This window comes from Sphingomonas sp. PvP056 (assembly GCF_040549155.1).
Taxonomy (GTDB): Bacteria; Pseudomonadota; Alphaproteobacteria; order Sphingomonadales; family Sphingomonadaceae; genus Sphingomonas.
In genome coordinates this window covers 404,610-422,526 of the sequence record NZ_JBEPST010000004.1, presented here as the reverse complement: position 1 = coordinate 422,526, position 17,917 = coordinate 404,610, and the positions used below count along the sequence as shown (strand labels likewise).

Annotated in this window: 16 protein-coding genes and 1 tRNA gene; 5 read left to right on the top strand and 12 right to left on the bottom strand. The window is 65.0% G+C overall.

The features are described 5' to 3' along the window. Positions 1 to 15 precede the first annotated feature (15 nt). The 4 genes from ABIC17_RS12500 to ABIC17_RS12485 all read left to right on the top strand — a co-directional run bounded on the left by ABIC17_RS12500 (position 16) and on the right by ABIC17_RS12485 (position 4,397). Positions 16 to 2,598 (top strand): TonB-dependent receptor, encoded by a 2,583-nt coding sequence (locus ABIC17_RS12500; RefSeq protein ID WP_354282137.1) that lies wholly within the window; start codon positions 16 to 18, stop codon positions 2,596 to 2,598. A gap of 118 nt (positions 2,599 to 2,716) precedes the next feature. Continuing rightward, positions 2,717 to 2,920, top strand: a complete 204-nt coding sequence (locus ABIC17_RS12495) for a hypervirulence associated TUDOR domain-containing protein (RefSeq protein WP_354282136.1) — start codon at positions 2,717 to 2,719, stop codon at positions 2,918 to 2,920. 43 nt (positions 2,921 to 2,963) lie between these two features. Beyond that, a complete protein-coding gene (locus ABIC17_RS12490) occupies positions 2,964 to 3,245 on the top strand; it encodes an SWIB/MDM2 domain-containing protein (protein ID WP_354282135.1) in 282 nt (93 codons plus the stop codon). 123 nt (positions 3,246 to 3,368) lie between these two features. Next, a complete protein-coding gene (locus ABIC17_RS12485) occupies positions 3,369 to 4,397 on the top strand; it encodes a potassium channel family protein (RefSeq protein WP_354282134.1) in 1,029 nt (342 codons plus the stop codon). Between the two features lie 14 nt (positions 4,398 to 4,411). On the opposite strand, the gene ABIC17_RS12480 is transcribed toward ABIC17_RS12485, so the two are convergent. From ABIC17_RS12480 to ABIC17_RS12430, 11 genes are all read right to left on the bottom strand, one after another. After that, positions 4,412 to 5,449 (bottom strand): cache domain-containing protein, encoded by a 1,038-nt coding sequence (locus tag ABIC17_RS12480; RefSeq protein ID WP_354282133.1) that lies wholly within the window; start codon positions 5,447 to 5,449, stop codon positions 4,412 to 4,414. Between the two features lie 93 nt (positions 5,450 to 5,542). Continuing rightward, positions 5,543 to 7,177 carry a DUF5597 domain-containing protein gene (locus ABIC17_RS12475; RefSeq protein WP_354282132.1) on the bottom strand — a complete coding sequence of 545 codons (1,635 nt, stop codon included), beginning with the start codon at positions 7,175 to 7,177 and terminating at the stop codon, positions 5,543 to 5,545. Between the two features lie 38 nt (positions 7,178 to 7,215). Continuing rightward, positions 7,216 to 9,999 (bottom strand): TonB-dependent receptor, encoded by a 2,784-nt coding sequence (locus tag ABIC17_RS12470; RefSeq protein WP_354282131.1) that lies wholly within the window; start codon positions 9,997 to 9,999, stop codon positions 7,216 to 7,218. A gap of 93 nt (positions 10,000 to 10,092) precedes the next feature. Then, a complete protein-coding gene (locus ABIC17_RS12465; protein ID WP_354282130.1) occupies positions 10,093 to 10,251 on the bottom strand; it encodes a hypothetical protein in 159 nt (52 codons plus the stop codon). Positions 10,252 to 10,254: 3 nt separating this feature from the next. After that, positions 10,255 to 12,177 carry a beta-galactosidase gene (locus tag ABIC17_RS12460; protein ID WP_354282129.1) on the bottom strand — a complete coding sequence of 641 codons (1,923 nt, stop codon included), beginning with the start codon at positions 12,175 to 12,177 and terminating at the stop codon, positions 10,255 to 10,257. Positions 12,178 to 12,221: 44 nt separating this feature from the next. Continuing rightward, complete coding sequence (locus tag ABIC17_RS12455; RefSeq protein ID WP_354282128.1) at positions 12,222 to 13,781, bottom strand: alpha-L-fucosidase; 1,560 nt, start codon at positions 13,779 to 13,781, stop codon at positions 12,222 to 12,224. A gap of 261 nt (positions 13,782 to 14,042) precedes the next feature. Further along, positions 14,043 to 14,119, bottom strand: a tRNA-Arg gene (locus tag ABIC17_RS12450). Between the two features lie 68 nt (positions 14,120 to 14,187). Continuing rightward, positions 14,188 to 14,676: a DUF1178 family protein gene (locus tag ABIC17_RS12445; RefSeq protein WP_354282127.1), complete on the bottom strand. Its 489-nt coding sequence runs from the start codon at positions 14,674 to 14,676 to the stop codon at positions 14,188 to 14,190. Then, positions 14,673 to 15,506 (bottom strand): carbon-nitrogen hydrolase family protein, encoded by an 834-nt coding sequence (locus tag ABIC17_RS12440; protein ID WP_354282126.1) that lies wholly within the window; start codon positions 15,504 to 15,506, stop codon positions 14,673 to 14,675. The genes ABIC17_RS12445 and ABIC17_RS12440 overlap by 4 nt, the downstream gene beginning before the upstream one ends. Continuing rightward, positions 15,503 to 15,760: a glutaredoxin 3 gene (gene grxC, locus ABIC17_RS12435; protein WP_354282125.1), complete on the bottom strand. Its 258-nt coding sequence runs from the start codon at positions 15,758 to 15,760 to the stop codon at positions 15,503 to 15,505. The genes ABIC17_RS12440 and grxC overlap by 4 nt, the downstream gene beginning before the upstream one ends. Before the next feature lie 73 nt (positions 15,761 to 15,833). Further along, positions 15,834 to 16,559, bottom strand: coding sequence for a ComF family protein (locus tag ABIC17_RS12430; protein WP_354282124.1), 726 nt, complete (start codon positions 16,557 to 16,559; stop codon positions 15,834 to 15,836). 44 nt (positions 16,560 to 16,603) lie between these two features. Here ABIC17_RS12430 and ABIC17_RS12425 point away from each other — a divergent pair, with 44 nt between their 5' ends. Beyond that, positions 16,604 to 17,455 carry a methyltransferase domain-containing protein gene (locus tag ABIC17_RS12425; RefSeq protein WP_354282123.1) on the top strand — a complete coding sequence of 284 codons (852 nt, stop codon included), beginning with the start codon at positions 16,604 to 16,606 and terminating at the stop codon, positions 17,453 to 17,455. A 45-nt stretch (positions 17,456 to 17,500) separates the two neighbouring features. Here the strand turns inward: ABIC17_RS12425 and ABIC17_RS12420 are convergent, their stop codons facing one another. Then, on the bottom strand, positions 17,501 to 17,890 hold the full coding sequence (locus tag ABIC17_RS12420; protein WP_354282122.1) for a response regulator: 390 nt from the start codon (positions 17,888 to 17,890) through the stop codon (positions 17,501 to 17,503). Positions 17,891 to 17,917: the final 27 nt, after the last annotated feature.

The following is a 17,917-nucleotide window of genomic DNA, read 5'->3' as shown; positions in this document are numbered from 1 at the left end:
GCGAGAGGATGACAGATGAGGAAGTCGGACCTGCTTGGCGCGTCGGCAATCGCATTGCTGTGCGCGGTTCCCGCCTATGCGCAGGATGCCCCCCCTACCACCCAGGCACAGGGCGCGCCTGCCGCGACCTCCGCCGCCCCGCAGATTGATCGCAGCGCGACCGATACCGATGACATCATCGTCACCGCCACCAAGCGCGAGCAGACGTTGCAGGACGTCCCCGTCTCGGTCGCCGTCACCAGCGACGACACGATCAAGAAGGCCAAGATCCACGACCTGATCGACCTTCAGGCAAGCGTTCCCTCGCTCAAGGTCACCCAGTTCCAGAGCGCGGGGCAGACCAACTTCACGATCCGCGGCTTCGGCAACGGCAACGGCAACATCGGGATCGAGAGCTCGGTCGGCGTCTTCATCGACGGCGTCTATCGCTCGCGCTCGGCCTCCTCGATCTCGGATCTTCCCGAACTCGAGCGCATCGAAGTCCTGCGCGGGCCGCAATCGACGCTGTTCGGCAAGAACGTCGCAGCGGGTGCGATCTCGATCGTCACCAAGCGTCCGCAATTCACCTGGGGCGGCACGGCCGAGGCGACCGCGGGCAACCTCGGCAATATCGAGGCACGCGCGTCGATCACCGGGCCGATCAGCGAGACGATCGCCTTCCGCCTGTTCGGCAGCGTCAACCAGCGCGAGGGTTTCTACACCAACCGCCTGACCGGCGGGAAGGTCAACGGGCGCGACCGCCAGTCACTGCGCGCCGACGTGCTGTTCGAGCCATCGTCCAACTTCTCGGTCCGGATCATCGGCGACCTCAACAACATCAACGAAGTCTGCTGTGGCGCGGTGACGATCACCAACGGCCCGCTAACCCAGCTGATCGGCTTGCCACGGTCGATCGGCGGAGTCGGCGGGCTCGTCGGCAACGCCGCGACCCCGTTCAACCGCGAAGTCGTCTATAACACCGCGCCGAACAACCGCCTCAACGGCAAGGGCATATCCGGCCAGATCGACTGGAACCTCAGCTTTGCCAAGCTGACCTCGATCACCGCCTATCGCCGCCAGACCAACCGCACCGATCTCGACGTGGATTTCACCGGCGGCGATATCTCCAACCAGACCACCGACGACACGATCAAGACCTTCACGCAGGAAATCCGGCTCGCGTCGGATTATGCGGGGCCGTTCAACTGGCTGCTCGGTGGCTTCTATTCGGACGAGCGGATCAAGACCGGACGCAACATCCTGTACGGTGCGGACGGTCGTCGCTTCGCCAATGCCGCCGCGCTCGCCGCAACGGGCGGGGCACTGACCGGCACGTCGCCCATTACCCAACTCGAAGCGCTCCAGCGCGGCGCGGGCAACACCAGCGTGATCCCGGGCCAGACCTACTTCGCGCAAGGGACCGGGATTCTCGACAATTACCGGCTCAACGACATCTCCTACTCGATCTTCGGGCAGGCGGATTACAAGCTGTTCGAGCGCCTCACGCTGACCGTCGGCGGAGCGTATCTCAACGACAAGAAGTCCGCCTTCTCGAACGTCGTGCTGACCGATCGTTTCTCGCAGCTGAACTTGCGGAACGTCCCCGAGCTCGGTCTTCTGCCATTGCAGTTGCTCAACCCGCTCGCCCCTGCCGGAGCGCGCATTCCGACCAATTTGTTCGCCGGGCTCAACGCGCTCCAGTTCTTCTATCCCGACACCGCCAATCATGGTCCGGTCAACTTCCCCAACGCGAGCGAAGACGGCATCCTGAAGGGCGACAAGTTCACCTATCTGGCGCGCGCCAAGTTTGATTTCTCGCGCAACGTCAACGTCTACGGAAGCTACTCGACCGGCTGGAAGGCAGGCGCGTACAATCTGTCGTCGGACAGCCGCCCCGCCAACAACGGCGTCGGCCGCACCGCTGCACCCGAGAACGTCGAGGTCTGGGAAATCGGCGGCAAGGCGCGGTTCAACGGTGGCTATTTCAACGTCGCGCTGTTCGACGAGAAGATCAAAGGCTTCCAGTCGAACGGCTTCACCGGCACCGGCTTCGCGCTGGTCAACGCCGGCAGCCAGTCGGTTCGCGGCGTAGAGGTCGAGGCGTCGTACAAGCCGTTCCGCGCCTTGCTGCTCAACGCATCGGGCACCTATCTCGATGCCAAATACGACAGCTTCACCCGTGCACCGTGCTTCGCGTTCGATCCGCGCTGCCAGGTTCCGGCGGGGTCGCCCGCGGGCACCCTCGCGCCGCAGTTCCGCGACCTGACCGGCGCGCGACCGGGCGGCGTCCCCGAATTCTCGGGCAACGTCAACGCCACCTATACGCAGCAAATTACCGATCGGATCAGCGGCTTCGTCCGTGGCGAATTCGTCTACAGCAGCAAGACCGCGCTGACCGACACGGTCCCCGCCTCGGTCGCCAGCAGCGAGGTCAAGACCGTCAACGCGAGCATCGGGCTCGACCTGCCCGACGCGTTCCAGATCCAGGGTTGGGTGCGCAACCTCGGCAACGACAATTACTTCCTGTCGGCGTTCAACACCGTGATCCAGTCGGGCAGCTACAGCGCGTACATCAACGAACCGCGCACCTACGGCATCACGCTCCGCAAGGGGTTCTGATCCGGCCACGATACGACGAACGGCCCGTCCCTCGCGAAGAGGGGCGGGCCGTTTGCGTCGGGCGGTGCAACGATCCGGCGGCTCGCGCGCTGTTGCACCATCGTAACGGAGATACGCGATGGCAGAATTGAAAAAGGGTGACGAGGTCACCTGGAATTCCCCGGGAGGCACCGCGCATGGCGTGGTCGAGAAGAAGCAGACCAGCCCGACCCAGATCAAGGGTCACAAGGTCGACGCCTCGCCCGAGGAACCGCAATTCATCGTAAAGAGTGACAACGGCGGCAAGGCAGCGCACAAGAGCGCAGCGCTCGACAAGGCGTGAAACCGATGTCGGTTGTAACGACACACCAGGAAGGACCAACAAAATGGCCAAGACTCCAACCGCAAAGAGCGACGCCCCCAAGACCGGCGGCATCTTCGCGCCTATCCAGCCTTCGCCCGAACTCGGCGCGATCGTCGGCAACGACAAGCTTCCGCGCAGCGAAGTGATCAGCAAGGTCTGGGAATATATCAAGAAGAACGACCTGCAGAACCCCGAGAACAAGCGTGAAATCGTCGCCGACGAAGCGCTCAAGAAGGTGTTCGGCAAGGACCGCGTGACGATGTTCGAAATGAACAAGCATCTCGCGGGCCACATGAAGGCGTAAGTCCGCCTTAGCTGGTTCCGGAACGGCCGCGACACCCCCCGGTGTCGCGGCCGTTTCCATATGCGCGGTCCGCCGCGTGACGGTTGCGGTTTGCCTCGATCGGGAAAGGCGCTACCAAACCCCATGCGCAGCGACGATGCGGACACCCTGAAATATCGGCTGCGCCGACAAAGCCGTACGCCTGCGTGGCTGTCACTGTCGTGGCGCGCGCTGCTCGCGCTGGCGTTGCTTGGCGTGGCGCTTGCGGTGCACTGGTTCGATCGCGACGGGCTGCGGCAGAATTCGGGCGAGCCCGTCACCTTCGCTGACATCCTGTATTTCACGATGATCACGGTGACGACCGTCGGCTATGGCGATATCGTGCCGGTGACGCAGCAGGCGCGGATGTTCGATACGTTCGTGGTGACGCCGATCCGGCTGTTCGTGTGGCTGATCTTCCTCGGGACCGCATATGATTTCCTGCTGAAGCGGGTTTGGGAGAAATGGCGAATGAGTGTGATCCAGCGCCGTCTTACCGATCATGTCATCGTGACCGGCTACGGCACCAGCGGCGCCGAGGCAGTGCGCGAGCTCGTCCGGCGCGGCGCCGACCCCGAGACGATCGTGGTGATCGACGATTCCGCCACCGCGCTGCAGCGGGCGGAGGATTGCGGCACGACCGTGATGGAGGGCAATGCCACGCGCAACGCCGCACTCGAGGCGGCACGGATCGAGAATGCGCGTGCGGTGATCGTATCGGCCGGGCGGGACGACACGTCGATCCTGATCGTGCTGACCGCGCGCCGCCTCGCGCCCGACGTGCCGATCAGCGTCGTGATCCGGTCGCAGGACAATGAGGCGATCGCGCAGCAGGCCGGCGCGAATACGGTGATCAATCCGGCGAGTTTCGCCGGGCTGTTGCTCGCAGGATCGACGCATGGCGCGCATACCGCGGACTATATGGCGGACCTCGCCGCCGCGGGGGGCCGGGTCGCTCTGCGCGAGCGTGCCGTCACGGCGGAGGAAGTGGGCAAGCCGTTGTCGGGAATCACGACCGGGCTGGGCCACCGGATTTACCGCGGGCAACACATCTTCTGTTTTTGGGAACCCGAGGCGGCGCGGCTCGAGGCGGGTGACCAGATCGTCGAAGTCGTTCCGCGCGGCGAGGGTTAGCACCGCCGGCGGGTTTATCTGCGCGGACGCGATACTGCGGCGACGATGTCCTGTTCGGTCGCGACATGCTCCTCGATGATGCAGCGGAGCATCAGCCCGCTGATCCCGCGTTCGGACACTACGCTTGCCTGTGCGACGTTGAGCCCGTCGGACGACTGCCGCCGCGCGCCCTCCCCGACGAGCGCATGCGGGTGTCGCGTATGATAGGCGTAGCTGCCGGTCGTCGCGACGACGCGGTTCCGGTCGTCCACGATCGAGGCGATGCCGTTGCCGGTGGTCTTGTCGACCACCCGCATGATCGCGTCCGCCTGCCCCTCGAAATCGAACTCTAGATAGCAGACACCGATCGTCGCGCCTTCCATCCGCACCGGCGCGACATAGACCAGCACCTTGCGGTCATCCGACCACGGGTTCTGCCAGACTGCGTCGGTCATCCACGTGATCTCGGGTGGTGCCGCCATCGCACGCTGGAACTGCCCATACTCCTTGAAGTTGGTGCCTCGTACCGCGGCATTGTCATGCGCGCACGCCGCGACCTCGCCATCGGCGTTCACGACGAACGCGTTGAGGAAATAGGGCGAGCAGCCGAGCAACGACCGTAGCCGATCCAGCGCACGTGCTTCGATCCGCGGCGATGCGCGATCGACCATCAACGCTTCGGCGATCGAATAGTCGGTGGCCAGCATCCGCACGTCGATCGACCGATCGTACAAGGTGCGCGCAAGCGTATCCGCGATCGACTGCGCAAGATCGGCAAGCCGCCCGCTCTCGATGTCGCGCGCGAGTTCGTCTGCGATCGCGGTGCCCTGCTGGAGGTAGCCGAGCACCTCGTCACGGAAGCTGGATGCCGACGTGCCTGCCATGCCTGCAAGCGTCTTCACTTCCTGCGCCACCACGGTGAACCCGCGCCCCGCATCCCCCGCGCGCGCCGCCTCGATCGTGGCGTTGAGCGCGAGCAGATTGGTGCGGCCAGCGATCAGTTCGGCCTGGCGGACATGCGCCGTGACCTGGTCGCTCAACGTCGTCAGCAGGGAGCGTATGCGGCGGGGCATCGGTACTTTCTTCCACGTTTCGATCGGCTTATCGGCAGATTGTTAACATGGGATTGCGCGCCTTGCGGACCCGATCACCGATCGGGAGCGCCTTTACCGATACCGCCCCATCGTCACCTTCAGCACTTGCGGGCGGTCATGCAGATTGAGCCCATAGTCCGTCTGATCGCCGTTCCAGACGCGGCTCCTGACCCACTGTCCCTTGTCGAACCGGCCTTCCTCGACGCTGACGACAATGCCGTTCGGCGGCGATCCCGCCGCGCCCGAGAAGATCAGCCGGACGTGATCGCCCACGACGAGGAACTCGTTCGCCGACAGTTGCGCGATCGCCGCGCCACCGATCGGCTGGTCCGCCCAGGGCGCGGGCGTGGACTTGAGCCACGTCCAGTCCTTCTCGCCGAACTGCCACTCGCCCCATTTCGCGGTGATCGTCCAGCCGCCCATCGTGGTCGATTGCGTGGCACCGTCATCGGGTTTGGCGAAACCGAAGGTCGGCTTCTCCGAAGCGATCCGTGCCCAGTCGCGCATGATCGAGCCGAACGCCGCATAGGGCAAGGCGAACGCGTCGAGCGTCGCTGCATCCATGTTCGCAGCACCGAGCGGGTAGTTGAGATAGCCCGTCTCATCCATCCCGAACGGCGCAAACCCCACCCCGCCACGGCCAAGTGCTGCATAGACGTAGCGTGCGAAATCGCTGCCGTTGCCGATCTCCGGGACCATCAGCGGATTGTCGGCCCGCGCGAACTTGTCGAGATACTGGATGACGTTCGCGCTCTTGCGATCGTAGATATCGGGCGCCTGCAGATCGAGCGCTGGAGCCGCCGCCTTCCAGATGTCGAGCACATCCTGCTGCGGCCCGCCCGAGGCCACGCCGGTCGGATCGGGCACGTTGGACGGCCCGGCGAGCGCCGCATTGGCGTACATCGGCAGCGGCTTGATCGCCTTGCCCGCCGCCGCGATCGCATTGACATAAGATGCGACGTACCAGCTGTTGAACGCGCGATCAGCCTGCGCGCCGAACGCGGTGGCCCAGGTGCCGCGCTTGCCCATGCGCTTGGCCAGCGCCGCGGGGATCGGCTGGGCGAACAGCTTGTCCCCCTGCGCGCTGTAATCCCGCGGGACGCGGTAGCTGCCCGTCTCATTCTCGACCTGCACCATGATGACGGTATTCTGTGGATCATGGTCACGCAGATATTCGATCAGCTTGACGAAGGCGCGCTTGTCCGCCTCGAGCGTCTTGGTCGACAGCGGGGTCAGGACGTCGTGGTCCTTTCCGGCGCGCTCCTTCATCCGCGGGAAACGGCGGTTGTCGAGCTTGACCCACGCCGGCGTATACGCAGGCGAGGTGTTCTTCCACGTCCCGAACCACAACAGTACGACACGCTTGTCATGCGCGCGCGCCTGATCGAGCAGCGCCTGGACGAAGGACAGGTCGAACTGCCCCTCGGTGGGTTCAACCTGCTGCCACGCCACCGGGACCTCGACCGTATTCGCATGGATCCGGTCGAGCACCGCCCAGGTCTTGGCGAGCGGCTCGGGATAGTTGGTCGAATTGTTGACTTGCCCACTCAGCATCAGGAACGGCGCGCCGTCGACGATCAGCGCGTGCCGCCCGCCCTTGCTGACGAAATGCGGGATCTGCGTCGCGTCCGGTGCGGCAAGCGCGGGGACCGTCACGGCACCCTGCCCCGCCATCAGTGCAGCCGCCAACACGGTCCTGATCTTCATGGTCGGCAATCCTTCAAAACCACGGCCCCTCGGGCCTATCAATAGACGACGCGCGCCGAGATGCTGAACCGGCGATCGGAGATGGTCGCTGTACGCGGACGCGTCTCGATTCCGAAATAGGATTGTTTCAGCGCGTTCCCGAGATTGCGCCCGTCCACCCCGAGCGAGAAGTTCGGCGTGACGGCGAGGTTCACCGACGCATCGATCTGGCCATAGGGGCGATCGAAGATCGGCAGATTGCCCGTGCCGACCCCGGCGGTCGTCTCAACGAACTTGCTCCGCCAGTTATACGCGACGCGGGCCGAGACCTTGCCCTTCTCGTAGATGCCGACGAGATTGTAGCTGTACTTGGACAATAGCTCGAGCGGGACCTGTGTCACGGGGCCCGACGTCGCCGGGCTCGGTGCCTTGGAATCGACAAAGGTGAAGTTCGCCTGCACCCCGAACCCGCTCAGCGGCCCCGGCAGGAAATCGAAGAACTGCTGATACGACACCTCGGCCCCCTTCACCTTGGCGTCCGCCGCATTGGTGTAGGAGGTGACCTGATAGGTGTAACTGCTGTTGTCGGGGAAGGTGATGTCGCGCGGGGTCACCGCGGTCTGGATGTAGCCGTTGATCTGCTTGTAGAATCCCGCGACGGAGATGAACCCGGTCCGCGCGAAATACCATTCGAGCGAGGCGTCGAAATTACGCGACGTCATCGGCTTGAGGAACGGGTTGCCGCCGCTTGCGGTGTGGACCTCATTCTGCTGCGCCGGACCCGGCTGAGTCAGCGTCAGGCTCGGGTTGAGCTGCGCGAAGGTTGGGCGTGCGAGGTTGGCGGAGGCCGCCAGCCGCAACTGCAATTTCGGCGTGAAATGGTAGCGCAGGTTCACGCTGGGGAGGAACTTGGTGTAGGAATCGGACACCGCGATCTGCTGGAACGCAGGCGCACCGGTCGAGACCGATCCATCCGGCTGCACGATCTGCGGCACCTGCTGATAGAAGCCCGACACCGACAGGTCGGTCTTGACCAGACGCCCGCCGATGTTCCCGTCGAGCGGGATCGACAGCGGTGCCGCATCGAAGAAGGCGGCGACATAGCCCGCGTAGATCTTCTGCTTCTGCGCATTCGATCCGCTCGGCAGATAGGCCGGCGCACCGTCGATACCGAAGGAGGTCAGCGTATCGTTGTAATTGCCGATCGTATCGAGCGGGAAGGTCACCACGCTGCCGAAGACGTTGGCGTCACCGCGCAGGATGTCGCTCAGGTCGTAATTCTCGAGCCCGCCGCGTCCGTTGATGCTGGAATAGCGATAGCCTGTGTCGCGCGTGGCGTTGCGCCGGTCCGAATAACGGAAACCGGCGCGCAGCGACTGAAGGATCGATCCGGTGAAGCTGTACTTCGCATCCAGGCGGCCAGTCCGCTCCGAGCCCCGCGAACGCGCGAAATCATCGAGGAAGCCGTTGTTCGAAAACAGCGACGTGTCGGTCGTCGCGGTCGCGGGGATCGTGCTGAACGACGCGATCTTGCCGGATACGTCCTGCTGGAACGTCGTGCTCGGCCCGTTGGTCAGCACGATGAAGTTCGAGGTGTTGGTCGACGAGCTGATATATTGCCCATCCGCGGTGACCTCGAGCTGCGGCGTCGGGTTCCAGCGCGCCGACAGCGAGTAATCGGTCGTCGTCGAATCGCGCGTCGTCTGGCTGGCGTAGGAGCCGAGCGGGACGTTCTGGAACGTGCCGCTCTGGAAGTCGCCATTGTCGGCAAAGCTGAACGGCGCACCCGGCAGGGGCGAGATCGCCGCATCGCCGGTCGAGGCGAAGAACGCATTGCCGCGGATGTTGAACTTATACTGGTTGCGGAACACTTCGCCGGTCAGCAGCAACGTGTCAGTCGGCTTCCACTGCACCGCCACGTCGACGCCGAAGCGTTCGCGGTCGCCGTAATTCTTGTTGAGACCGCCACCGTGCGGGATGTTGGTAACTTGGCCGGACCGTCCGAGCGTCGCCGCGGCCGCGGCGTCTGCCGGATTGGCGAAGCTGCCGTCGGCGTTGCGGCTCTGGTCGAGCGTGTAATAGGGTTCGGTGGTGATCTGGTCGTCGCGGAAATATGCCTTCTGATAAGCGACGTCGGCGAGCAGGCCGAATTCACCGATCCCGGTCTTCCAGCGATCGCTCAGCAGCAGCGACGCCGACGGGCCGCTCTTGCCGACCAGATCGTAATAATTGTTGGTGACGTTCGCGGCGAGCTTCGCGCCCGGGAAATCGAACGGCTTGCGCGTGCGGAAGTTGATGACACCGCTCAACTGGCCTTCGATCTGGTCCGCCGAAGGGTTCTTGTAGACGTCGATCCCGGCGAGCAATTCAGCAGGGACGTCCTCCAGGCTGAGCTGGTCGACTCCGCCCGCGGTGAAGATGTCGCGTCCGTTCAGTTCGGTGCGCACTTGCGTCAGACCGCGGATCGCGACCGAGCTCCCCTCGCCGTAATTGCGCTGGATCTGGATGCCCGCGACGCGCTGGAGCGCCTCGGCGACGTTGCGATCGGGCAGCTTGCCGATGTCGTCGGCGACGATCGAATCGACGATCTGCGAGGAGTTCTGCTTGATCGACTGCGCCGAGCGCAGACTGGCGCGCGTGCCCGTAACGACGATGTCGCTCCCCGGGACGGCAGCAGTGTCCCCCGCCGCCGCCGGTGTGGCGCCATCCGACGCGGGAGCAGCGGCGGGGGTTGCGGGTTGCGCTTCGCGGGTCGGTGCGGGCGCGACCTGCGCGACCGCAGCAGTCGACCAGATCAGACAGAGGGGCAGCGGTGCCGACGCGAGCCAATTGATCGAACGCATACCCAACCCCTAACGCTTTTGTCCTACTATTAATTTCGCGGATACAATCCTGTTTCCATGAGTGCAATATAAATCATTGCAAAATGTTGCTCGCTACTCGATCAATGCGACCCCGTAGCCCGGCAGCGTGAGCTTGCCTGCGGTGACCGGGGTACCCAACGCGTCCTTGCGTCCGCTCGAGACCGCGATGCTCGCCGGAGCATTCGTGGTGTTGACGTACAGCGTCCGTCCCTCGACCGTCCGCGCGGACACACCCTACGGCGTCACGGGCCCCTGCTCGATCGACAAGTCGGCGTAGAGCGAACGGATCAATGGCCCGATGAATTCAGGCTGCGCGGCTGTGGCGAGATAGATCGCCTTGCCCTTGCCGAACCGGTTGACCGTGATCGCCGCGCTTTTTGCCGGAGTATTCTCGAACGTCGCCATCGGCTTGGCCGTGTCGAGTTCGAGGATCTCATAGTAACCGTCGGATCCGGTGCGGGTCTGGCCCGCGAATCCCATCTTCAATGGCTGTGGCGAGCGATAGAAGGCGCTGGTGCGCAGGCCGAACACGTCGCTCAACCGGCCCGGCAGCGGGGTGTCGAACCATTTCCCCGTCTCGTCCGCTTTGGCCGAATAGCCCGTCATGATGACCGTGCCGCCATTCGCCACGTAACGGCGGATCGCGTCGGCGCCCTCCTTGTCCATGATGTACGCGCTCGACAGGACGACGAGCTTGTACGCGTCAATCTTGTCATGCCCGACGTCGAGCACCGCCGCGTCGACATTGTCCTCGTACAGCGGCTGGAACGCGGCCTTGACCTGATCCGCGTAATTCCCCTGGAAATACTGCTTCATCGTGTTGGGGCCGGGCGGCGGGCTGGTCAGCCACATGCTCGCAAACGAATAGCCGAGAGCGACGTCGGGCTTGCGATAGCGCGGGAAGCCCATCGTCTGGAGCGTCTTGAACTCGGAGGCGATCTTGCCGAATTCGGCGACCTTCCACGACGGCCGGTCATCATGGTCGACTAGCCCGAACAGCGACTGTTCCTCGCCGCCGAGATGCGAATTGAAGGTCCAGGCGAGGAACGACTGCGCATAATTGAGCAGCCCGAAATAGGCCCACATCCGCGACCGCCCCGGCGCACCGTAATCGCCGCCGCCGCCCGCGGTGAATTCGTTGAACCAGACGGGCGTGTCGTGCCCGGCCTTGATCATCATCACCTCGAACGCGGCGCTCAAGGGATCGCCGGGGTAGAAGCCTTCCGCACCGTAGGAGGAGATCTTGTCCCACGACCGCAGCCAGTCAAACCCCTTGGCGGGCGCGTTGGGCCACAGGTTGGAGACGGCGGGCAGATTGGGCGCGTACTGCTTGCGGACGTCGTCGAGATCGGTCAGCGCAGCGATCGTCGTATCGGACCAGAAGCGCCGCAGGTCGAGGTTGCGCTCGTTCGGGCCGGGGCCGTTGCCATAAGGCAAGTCGACTTCGTCCCAGCCGTTGAGATGCCGCGACCAGCGTTGCGTCGCCCACGCCGTGTTGAGCGCGGCAATCGTGCCGTATTTCTTCTGGAGCCAGCCGACGAAGCGTCCACGGTCGGCCTCCGAATAGGACATGGGCGAGCTGCCGACTTCATTGTCATAGCCGATCGCCGCGACCGCGGGGTTCTTGCCATAGCGCTGTAGCATCGCGACCGCGAGCTTGCGGACGAGGCGGCGATAGTCGGGATCGCCGATATTATCCTGGTAGCGCGTCGAGGCGTGGAGCCGCACCCCGTCCTGATTGACGATATCCGCGCCCGGATAGCGCTTGTGCAGCCAGATCGGCGCGGGGAGCCCGGGAATGTCGACGATCACCTTGATCCCCGCGGCGTGCATTTGCGCGAGCACGTCGTCGAACCATTCGAAGGTGTAGACGCCCTCCTTCGGCTCGAACGCATCCCACGACAGGTCGCCCATCCTGACCATCGTGAAATGTGCGGCCTTCATGACCGCAATGTCCTGCCGGATCTGCGTAGGCGTGCGATCGACCGGCTGATAGTTCGCGCCGACGAACAAATTGCCGCGCCCCGGCCAGTCGGGGTGGCCGGCCGCGCTTTGCGCCTGGGCGCGCTCGGGGGCGGCAAACGGAGCGACCGTGGCGGACAGGGCGAGTACGAGTGCGCTGCCGATCCGGGCTAAGCGGTATCGTGGACTTGGCATCGGTCGGATCTTTCGGGGAAACGGGATGGGCGACGCGGTCAGCGTCAACTAAAACGGATGGCGAAGGCGCTGGCGTGGCGCGTCGGGAGGCGATCCGGCACGTCGATCAGCAGCGCCTGGTCAGTCTGGCGGAAGCGGAGCACACCGGGGTGGCCGAGCAATCGCACGTCACGGACACGGCGCTTCTCGTGCGGATTGGACGCGCCCAGCGCGGTGACGACGGTCTGCCCGCGGGGTTCGCCCAGCGCGATCGCGTACAACGTGTCGTCCTTCGTCGTAAAGCGGATGTCGCGTGCGGTGTAGACCGCCTTTTCCTTGAACATGCCGGCGGCCGCCTCGGTCGGGCCCTCGCCGAAGATCTGCCACGGGCGCGTGCCGTGGATCGCTTCGGCGTTGACCTTCATCCACGGTGCCAGTTCCGCCAGCAACGTCTCGGACTCGGGGGGCAGGCTGCCGTCCGCGTGGAGCACGACGTTGAGCAGCATGTTGCCGTTCTTGCTGACGATGTCGGCCAGCATCGTGACGACTTCGGTGCAGCTCTTGTACTCATAGGTCGCATTGTCGAACCAGTCGCCGTTCGACGTGTCGGTCTGCCACGGCAGCGGATTGATGCCCTTGAGCACCCCGCGCTCGACATCCTGCACGGCCCACGCCGGATCGAACGCGCCCGAGCCCGAATCCTTGCAATTGTAAACGGCCTGCAACCCGCCGCCGCGCGCCATGTTACGGTTGAAGAAATGCGCGAGCAGCGCACGCCCGGTCTCGCCGAAGGGGAGCCCGCCGTCGGAATAGAGCAGATCGGGCTGATGCTGGTCGAGCAAGTCGCTGATCCGGTCGAACCACCTTTTGTGATGCACCGGGTTCTTGGTGTACCAGGACTCCGGCGTGTTGACGAACGGCTCGTCGCGATTGTCGTAATAGAGATCGGCAAAGCGCGGGTCCGCGCCGTCATAGCGCACGCCGAGCTTGGGCCAGAACTGGTCGTAGAGCTGGTTGGGATGCCACCAGGTGTAACTCGCGCCGAGATGCTCCGACACGCCGAAGCGCAGGCCGCGCCTGGTGGCGGCGGCCTTCCACGCGCCGACGATATCGCGCTTGGGCCCCATCGCGACCGCATTCCACCGCTGGTGGCGCGAGTTCCACAGGTCGAAATTGTCGTGATGGACCCCCATCGAGACGAAATACTTCGCCCCGGCGGCGGCGTACCGCGCCATCAGCGCCTCGGGATCGAACCGCTCGGCGCGCCACAGCGGGATGAGGTCCTTATAGCCGACTTCGGACGGATGGCCGTAGGTCTGGAGGTGATGCTGATAGTGCGGGTGCCCCGGCACGTACATGAAGCGCGCATACCAGTCGCCCTGGCGCGGCACCGCCTGCGGCCCCCAATGCGCCCAGATACCGAACTTGGCGTCCCGGAACCACGCAGGCGTCTGGTAAGCCTTGAGCGACGCCTCGGTGGAATCGAATGGTCCCGTCACGAGCGGGGTTTTAACCGCGGGCGCGACACGCTTGCGGGGGGTGCCCAGCGCCTGGGCGGGTGAAGCCCCTGCCAACATCGTCGTCAACGACGCCTGCAGGAACGCCCGCTTGCTAATCGGTTCCAAGACCCTCTCCCCCGCCTTGTCGCCGGACGCGACTTGTTACCTACGATAGCGTTTCAGCTCATATTTGCAAATCTGTTTTCAGGAGCAGAAATTTGCGGTAGCGTGGTTGAGAAACCTAGTATTGATTTTGCAAGCCGATGCGCCGCAAGTTGTGCTGTGGAGAAGACCCCGACAGAAGACTGCATGGCTGCGACAAATACGCGACGAGGCATCACGAACTGCATCTTGCAGTCGACGTAAACCTGGCGATGGCAGTATTGCTGGTGCCCCCGAGTGGATTCGAACCACCGGCCTGCGGTTTAGGAAACCGTCGCTCTATCCACCTGAGCTACGGGGGCGCGGGGCGGACCGTAATGGGTCGGCTGGAGCGGGTCAATCGACGCGCTGCGCATCGCGCGCAAGATCGTCAGTTGACGGTTTCCGGCGGAAGGAACGGCATCGGCAAGGGGGCGATCGGGACGCCTTCGTCGACCAGTGCCCGGGCTTCGGCGATCGTCGTCTGTCCGTGGATCGGGGCCTGCTCGACGCTGCCGTCATGCATCGCCCGCGCTTCGTCGGCGAAAGCGCGGCCGACCCATTTGGACTGGCTGAGCATCTTCGCCTGCGCCTGCGCCAGCACTTGCAAGGCGGCCTTCACCTCGGCTGGTGCGGGGACCTTCCCCGGCGGTGGCGTTGCGTCGCCTGCGGAGGGTACAATGGCAGGCACGGAGGCCCCAGTGCCGCGATTCCCCTTGATCCCGACATTGGGTGCCATCACGGCCTTGCCGACTTGCGTGTCGCCGCACAGCGGACAGGATAGCAAACCGCGCGCACGCTGTTCGTCATAGGCCGCGCTCGAGCCGAACCATGCCTCGAACACATGCTCCGACGAACACCGCAAGTCGAACACGATCATCCGGTCGAATTTCCGGTCTCGACCGCGGGGATGGCGCGGCGATGCGCAAGCACCGGGATCCGTGCCCGGACATCAGCGATCCGCGCGGGGTCGATCTCGGCGAACCCCACGCCCGCCGCCTCGCCCATGTCGAGCACGATTTCGCCCCACGGGTCGATCACCAGCGAATGGCCGTAGGTCGCGCGGCCATCCTCATGCTCACCCGTCTGCGCTGCCGCAACGACATAGGCCGCCGCCTCGATCGCGCGCGCGCGGAGCAACACATGCCAGTGCGCGGCCCCCGTCGGACGCGTGAACGCCGCCGGAACCGCAAGAACCGTCGCGCCCGCGTCGCTCAAGGCGCGGTACAGATCGGGAAAACGCAGGTCGTAGCAAATCGACGGTCCGAGCTTGCCAACCGGCGTATCGACGACGACCGCTCCCTGCCCCGGCGCATAGGCCGCGGACTCGCGCCAGCGCTCACCTGTCGGCAAGTCCACGTCGAACAGATGCAGCTTGTCGTAGCGCGCCCGCACCACGCCGGTGTCGTCGATCACGAACGCACGATTGGCCAGCCGACCGTCCTCGCCCCGAACCGCAAGCGACCCGAGATGGACCCAGATCCGGTGCGCCGCCGCGGCACCCCGAACCGCGGCGAGGACGACGTCATCGTCCTCGCCCCGCAATACGGCGGAGGCACGCTCGCGGTCCTGGTCGACCAGCCCCGACATTTCGGGCGTGAACAGCATCGCCGCCCCGCCCTGTGCCGCCTGCTGCACCGCATCAACCAATATGGCCGCGTTGCGGGCCGGATCGATCCCACTGGTCAGCTGGGCGAGCGCAATCTTCACAGGCCGAGCAGCGCGTCCAGCTTGCCATCCCGCTCTAGCGCGGCGAGATCGTCCGATCCGCCGACATGCTTTCCGTCGATGAACACCTGCGGCACGGTGGTCCGACCCGGCGCGCGCTCGAGCATTTCGGCACGCTTCGGGCCACCCATCGTGATGTCATATTCCTCGGGGGTGACGCCCTTGGACGCGAGCAGCTTCATCGCACGCGAGCAATAGGGACAGAACACTTTGGTATAGATTTCAATTTTTGCCATGATGCAGAAATGTGGGGTGCCCCCCGTAATGTCAATCGTTCGGGGCCAATCGTCCGGGGTCAATCGTTCGGGATCATTCGGTCTCGCCCAGCACGCGGGCCCAGCACAGGATCGTCACGCTCCGCGCACCGCTTGCAAGCAGGATCCGCGTGCATCCGCCCGTGGTCGCACCGCTGGTATGGATATCGTCGATCAGCACCACCGCCTTGTCGCGCAACAGGCCACCGGGATCGACCGCCCGAAACACCCCCGCGAGCGTCCGCGCCCGCGCCCGCGGTCCCATCCCGCGCAGCGGCGGCGTCGCGCGCGTGCGCCGCAACAACAGCGGATCGGTCGGGACGCCGCTCGCACGCGAGACCGCCGCGGCAATTAGCGCGGCCTGGTTGAAGCCGCGCGACCACAGCCGCCAGCGATGCAGCGGAACCGGCACGATCAGCTCCGCCTCTGCGGGCATCAGCCGCGCCAATTGCCGCGCAATCGTATCCGCAAAGGCAATCCGCCCGCCGTATTTCAACCGCAACGCGACCGTTCGCGCGACATCGCCGTAGGCGACCGCAGCGCGGATACCCGCATGAACCGGCGGATCCTGCGCACATCGATCGCACACCGATCCAGCACCATGGTCGAACGCGAATGGCTGATGACACGCCGCGCACCACGGCGGCGTCAGGAAGCGAAGATCGCCCCAGCACGTCGCGCAGAAGCGGTGATCCGCCCCGGTCACCGCCCCACATCCCGGACACCGCGGCGGCAACGCAAAATCGGCGACGAGCCGCAGCGGGATCAGCCAGGGTGCCACGTCGCCCCTTGTCGCGCGCACCGCCACGCGGCACAAGGCGCACCGTGAGTGCCCCCGAAATCTTCGATCGCGTAGCCCGACGTCTCCACCGCGACCGCGCCGCGCCGGAGTATGCGTCGTACGACTTCCTCCACGCGGTGATGATCGACGGGCTGGCCGACCGGCTCGCCACAGTGAAACGCGACTTTGCCGACATGCTCGATCTCGGCTGTTTCGACGCGGCCTTTCCGGCCCCGCCGGGCGTGCGTGTTACGCGGTGCGACGCAGGCGCGGCGTTCGCCCGAGCAGCAGGTGGCGTGCAGGCGGACGAGGACATGCTCCCGTTCGCGTCGGAATCGTTCGACCTGATCGTATCGGCGGGCGTGCTCGACACGGTCAACGATTTGCCCGGCGCGCTCGCGATGGCACGACGGATGCTGCGGCCCGACGGGCTGTTCCTTGCCGCCTTCTGTGGAGCGGGGACGCTGTCGACGCTGCGTGCAACGTTGCGCGAGGTCGAACGCGAGCGTCCCGCCGCGCGGATCCATCCGCAAGTCGATGTGCGCTCGGCGGGCGACCTGCTGATGCGCGCAGGCTTCGCGTTGCCCGTCGCGGATATCGAGCCGCTGACGGTGCGCTATTCCGATATCGGCGGATTGCTGCGCGACTTGCGCGGGATGGCGGCGACCAACATCCTGCGCGACCGCGTGCCGCTGCGCCGCGATACACTGGCGAGCGCCGCCGAAGCCTTCGCCGCGCGCGCCGATCCCGACGGCAAGACCGCGGAACAGTTCGACATCATCTACCTGACGGGCTGGGCCCCCGCGCCGAGCCAGCCACAACCGGCGCGCCGCGGCAGCGGGACGCAGTCGCTCAAGACCGCGCTCGCGCGCTTTCCGGAACCCAAGTCGGAATAGGATGGCGCCCCGAACGGGGGCGTGACGGCCGCAATCTTGCGGCGGTCAGAGGATCATGCCGTCGCCCGAACTCTTGGCGAGCGTCCGCCCGATTGCGTCGAACAGCGAATCCATCGCCACCGGCTTGAACAGGATATCGTCCGCGCCGTCCGCGATGCAGCGTTCACGCAGGTCGACCGCGGTGTCGGCGGTGACGACGATGACCGGCAGCTTGGCCTTGGCGTCGGTCCGCCCCCGGATCCGGCGCAGCGCCTCGAATCCGTCCATACCGGGCATCCGCAAATCGAGCAGGATCATCGCGTAATCGTTCGCGTCGATCAGTTCGAGACCGATCTCGGCACTTTCGGCGCCCGTCATCGTCGCACCGGCGACGTCGAGCATGTCCTTGACCACACGACGGTTCATCGGGTCGTCTTCGATGAAGAGAATATTCACCGGCTCACCCCAACACTGAACATAAAG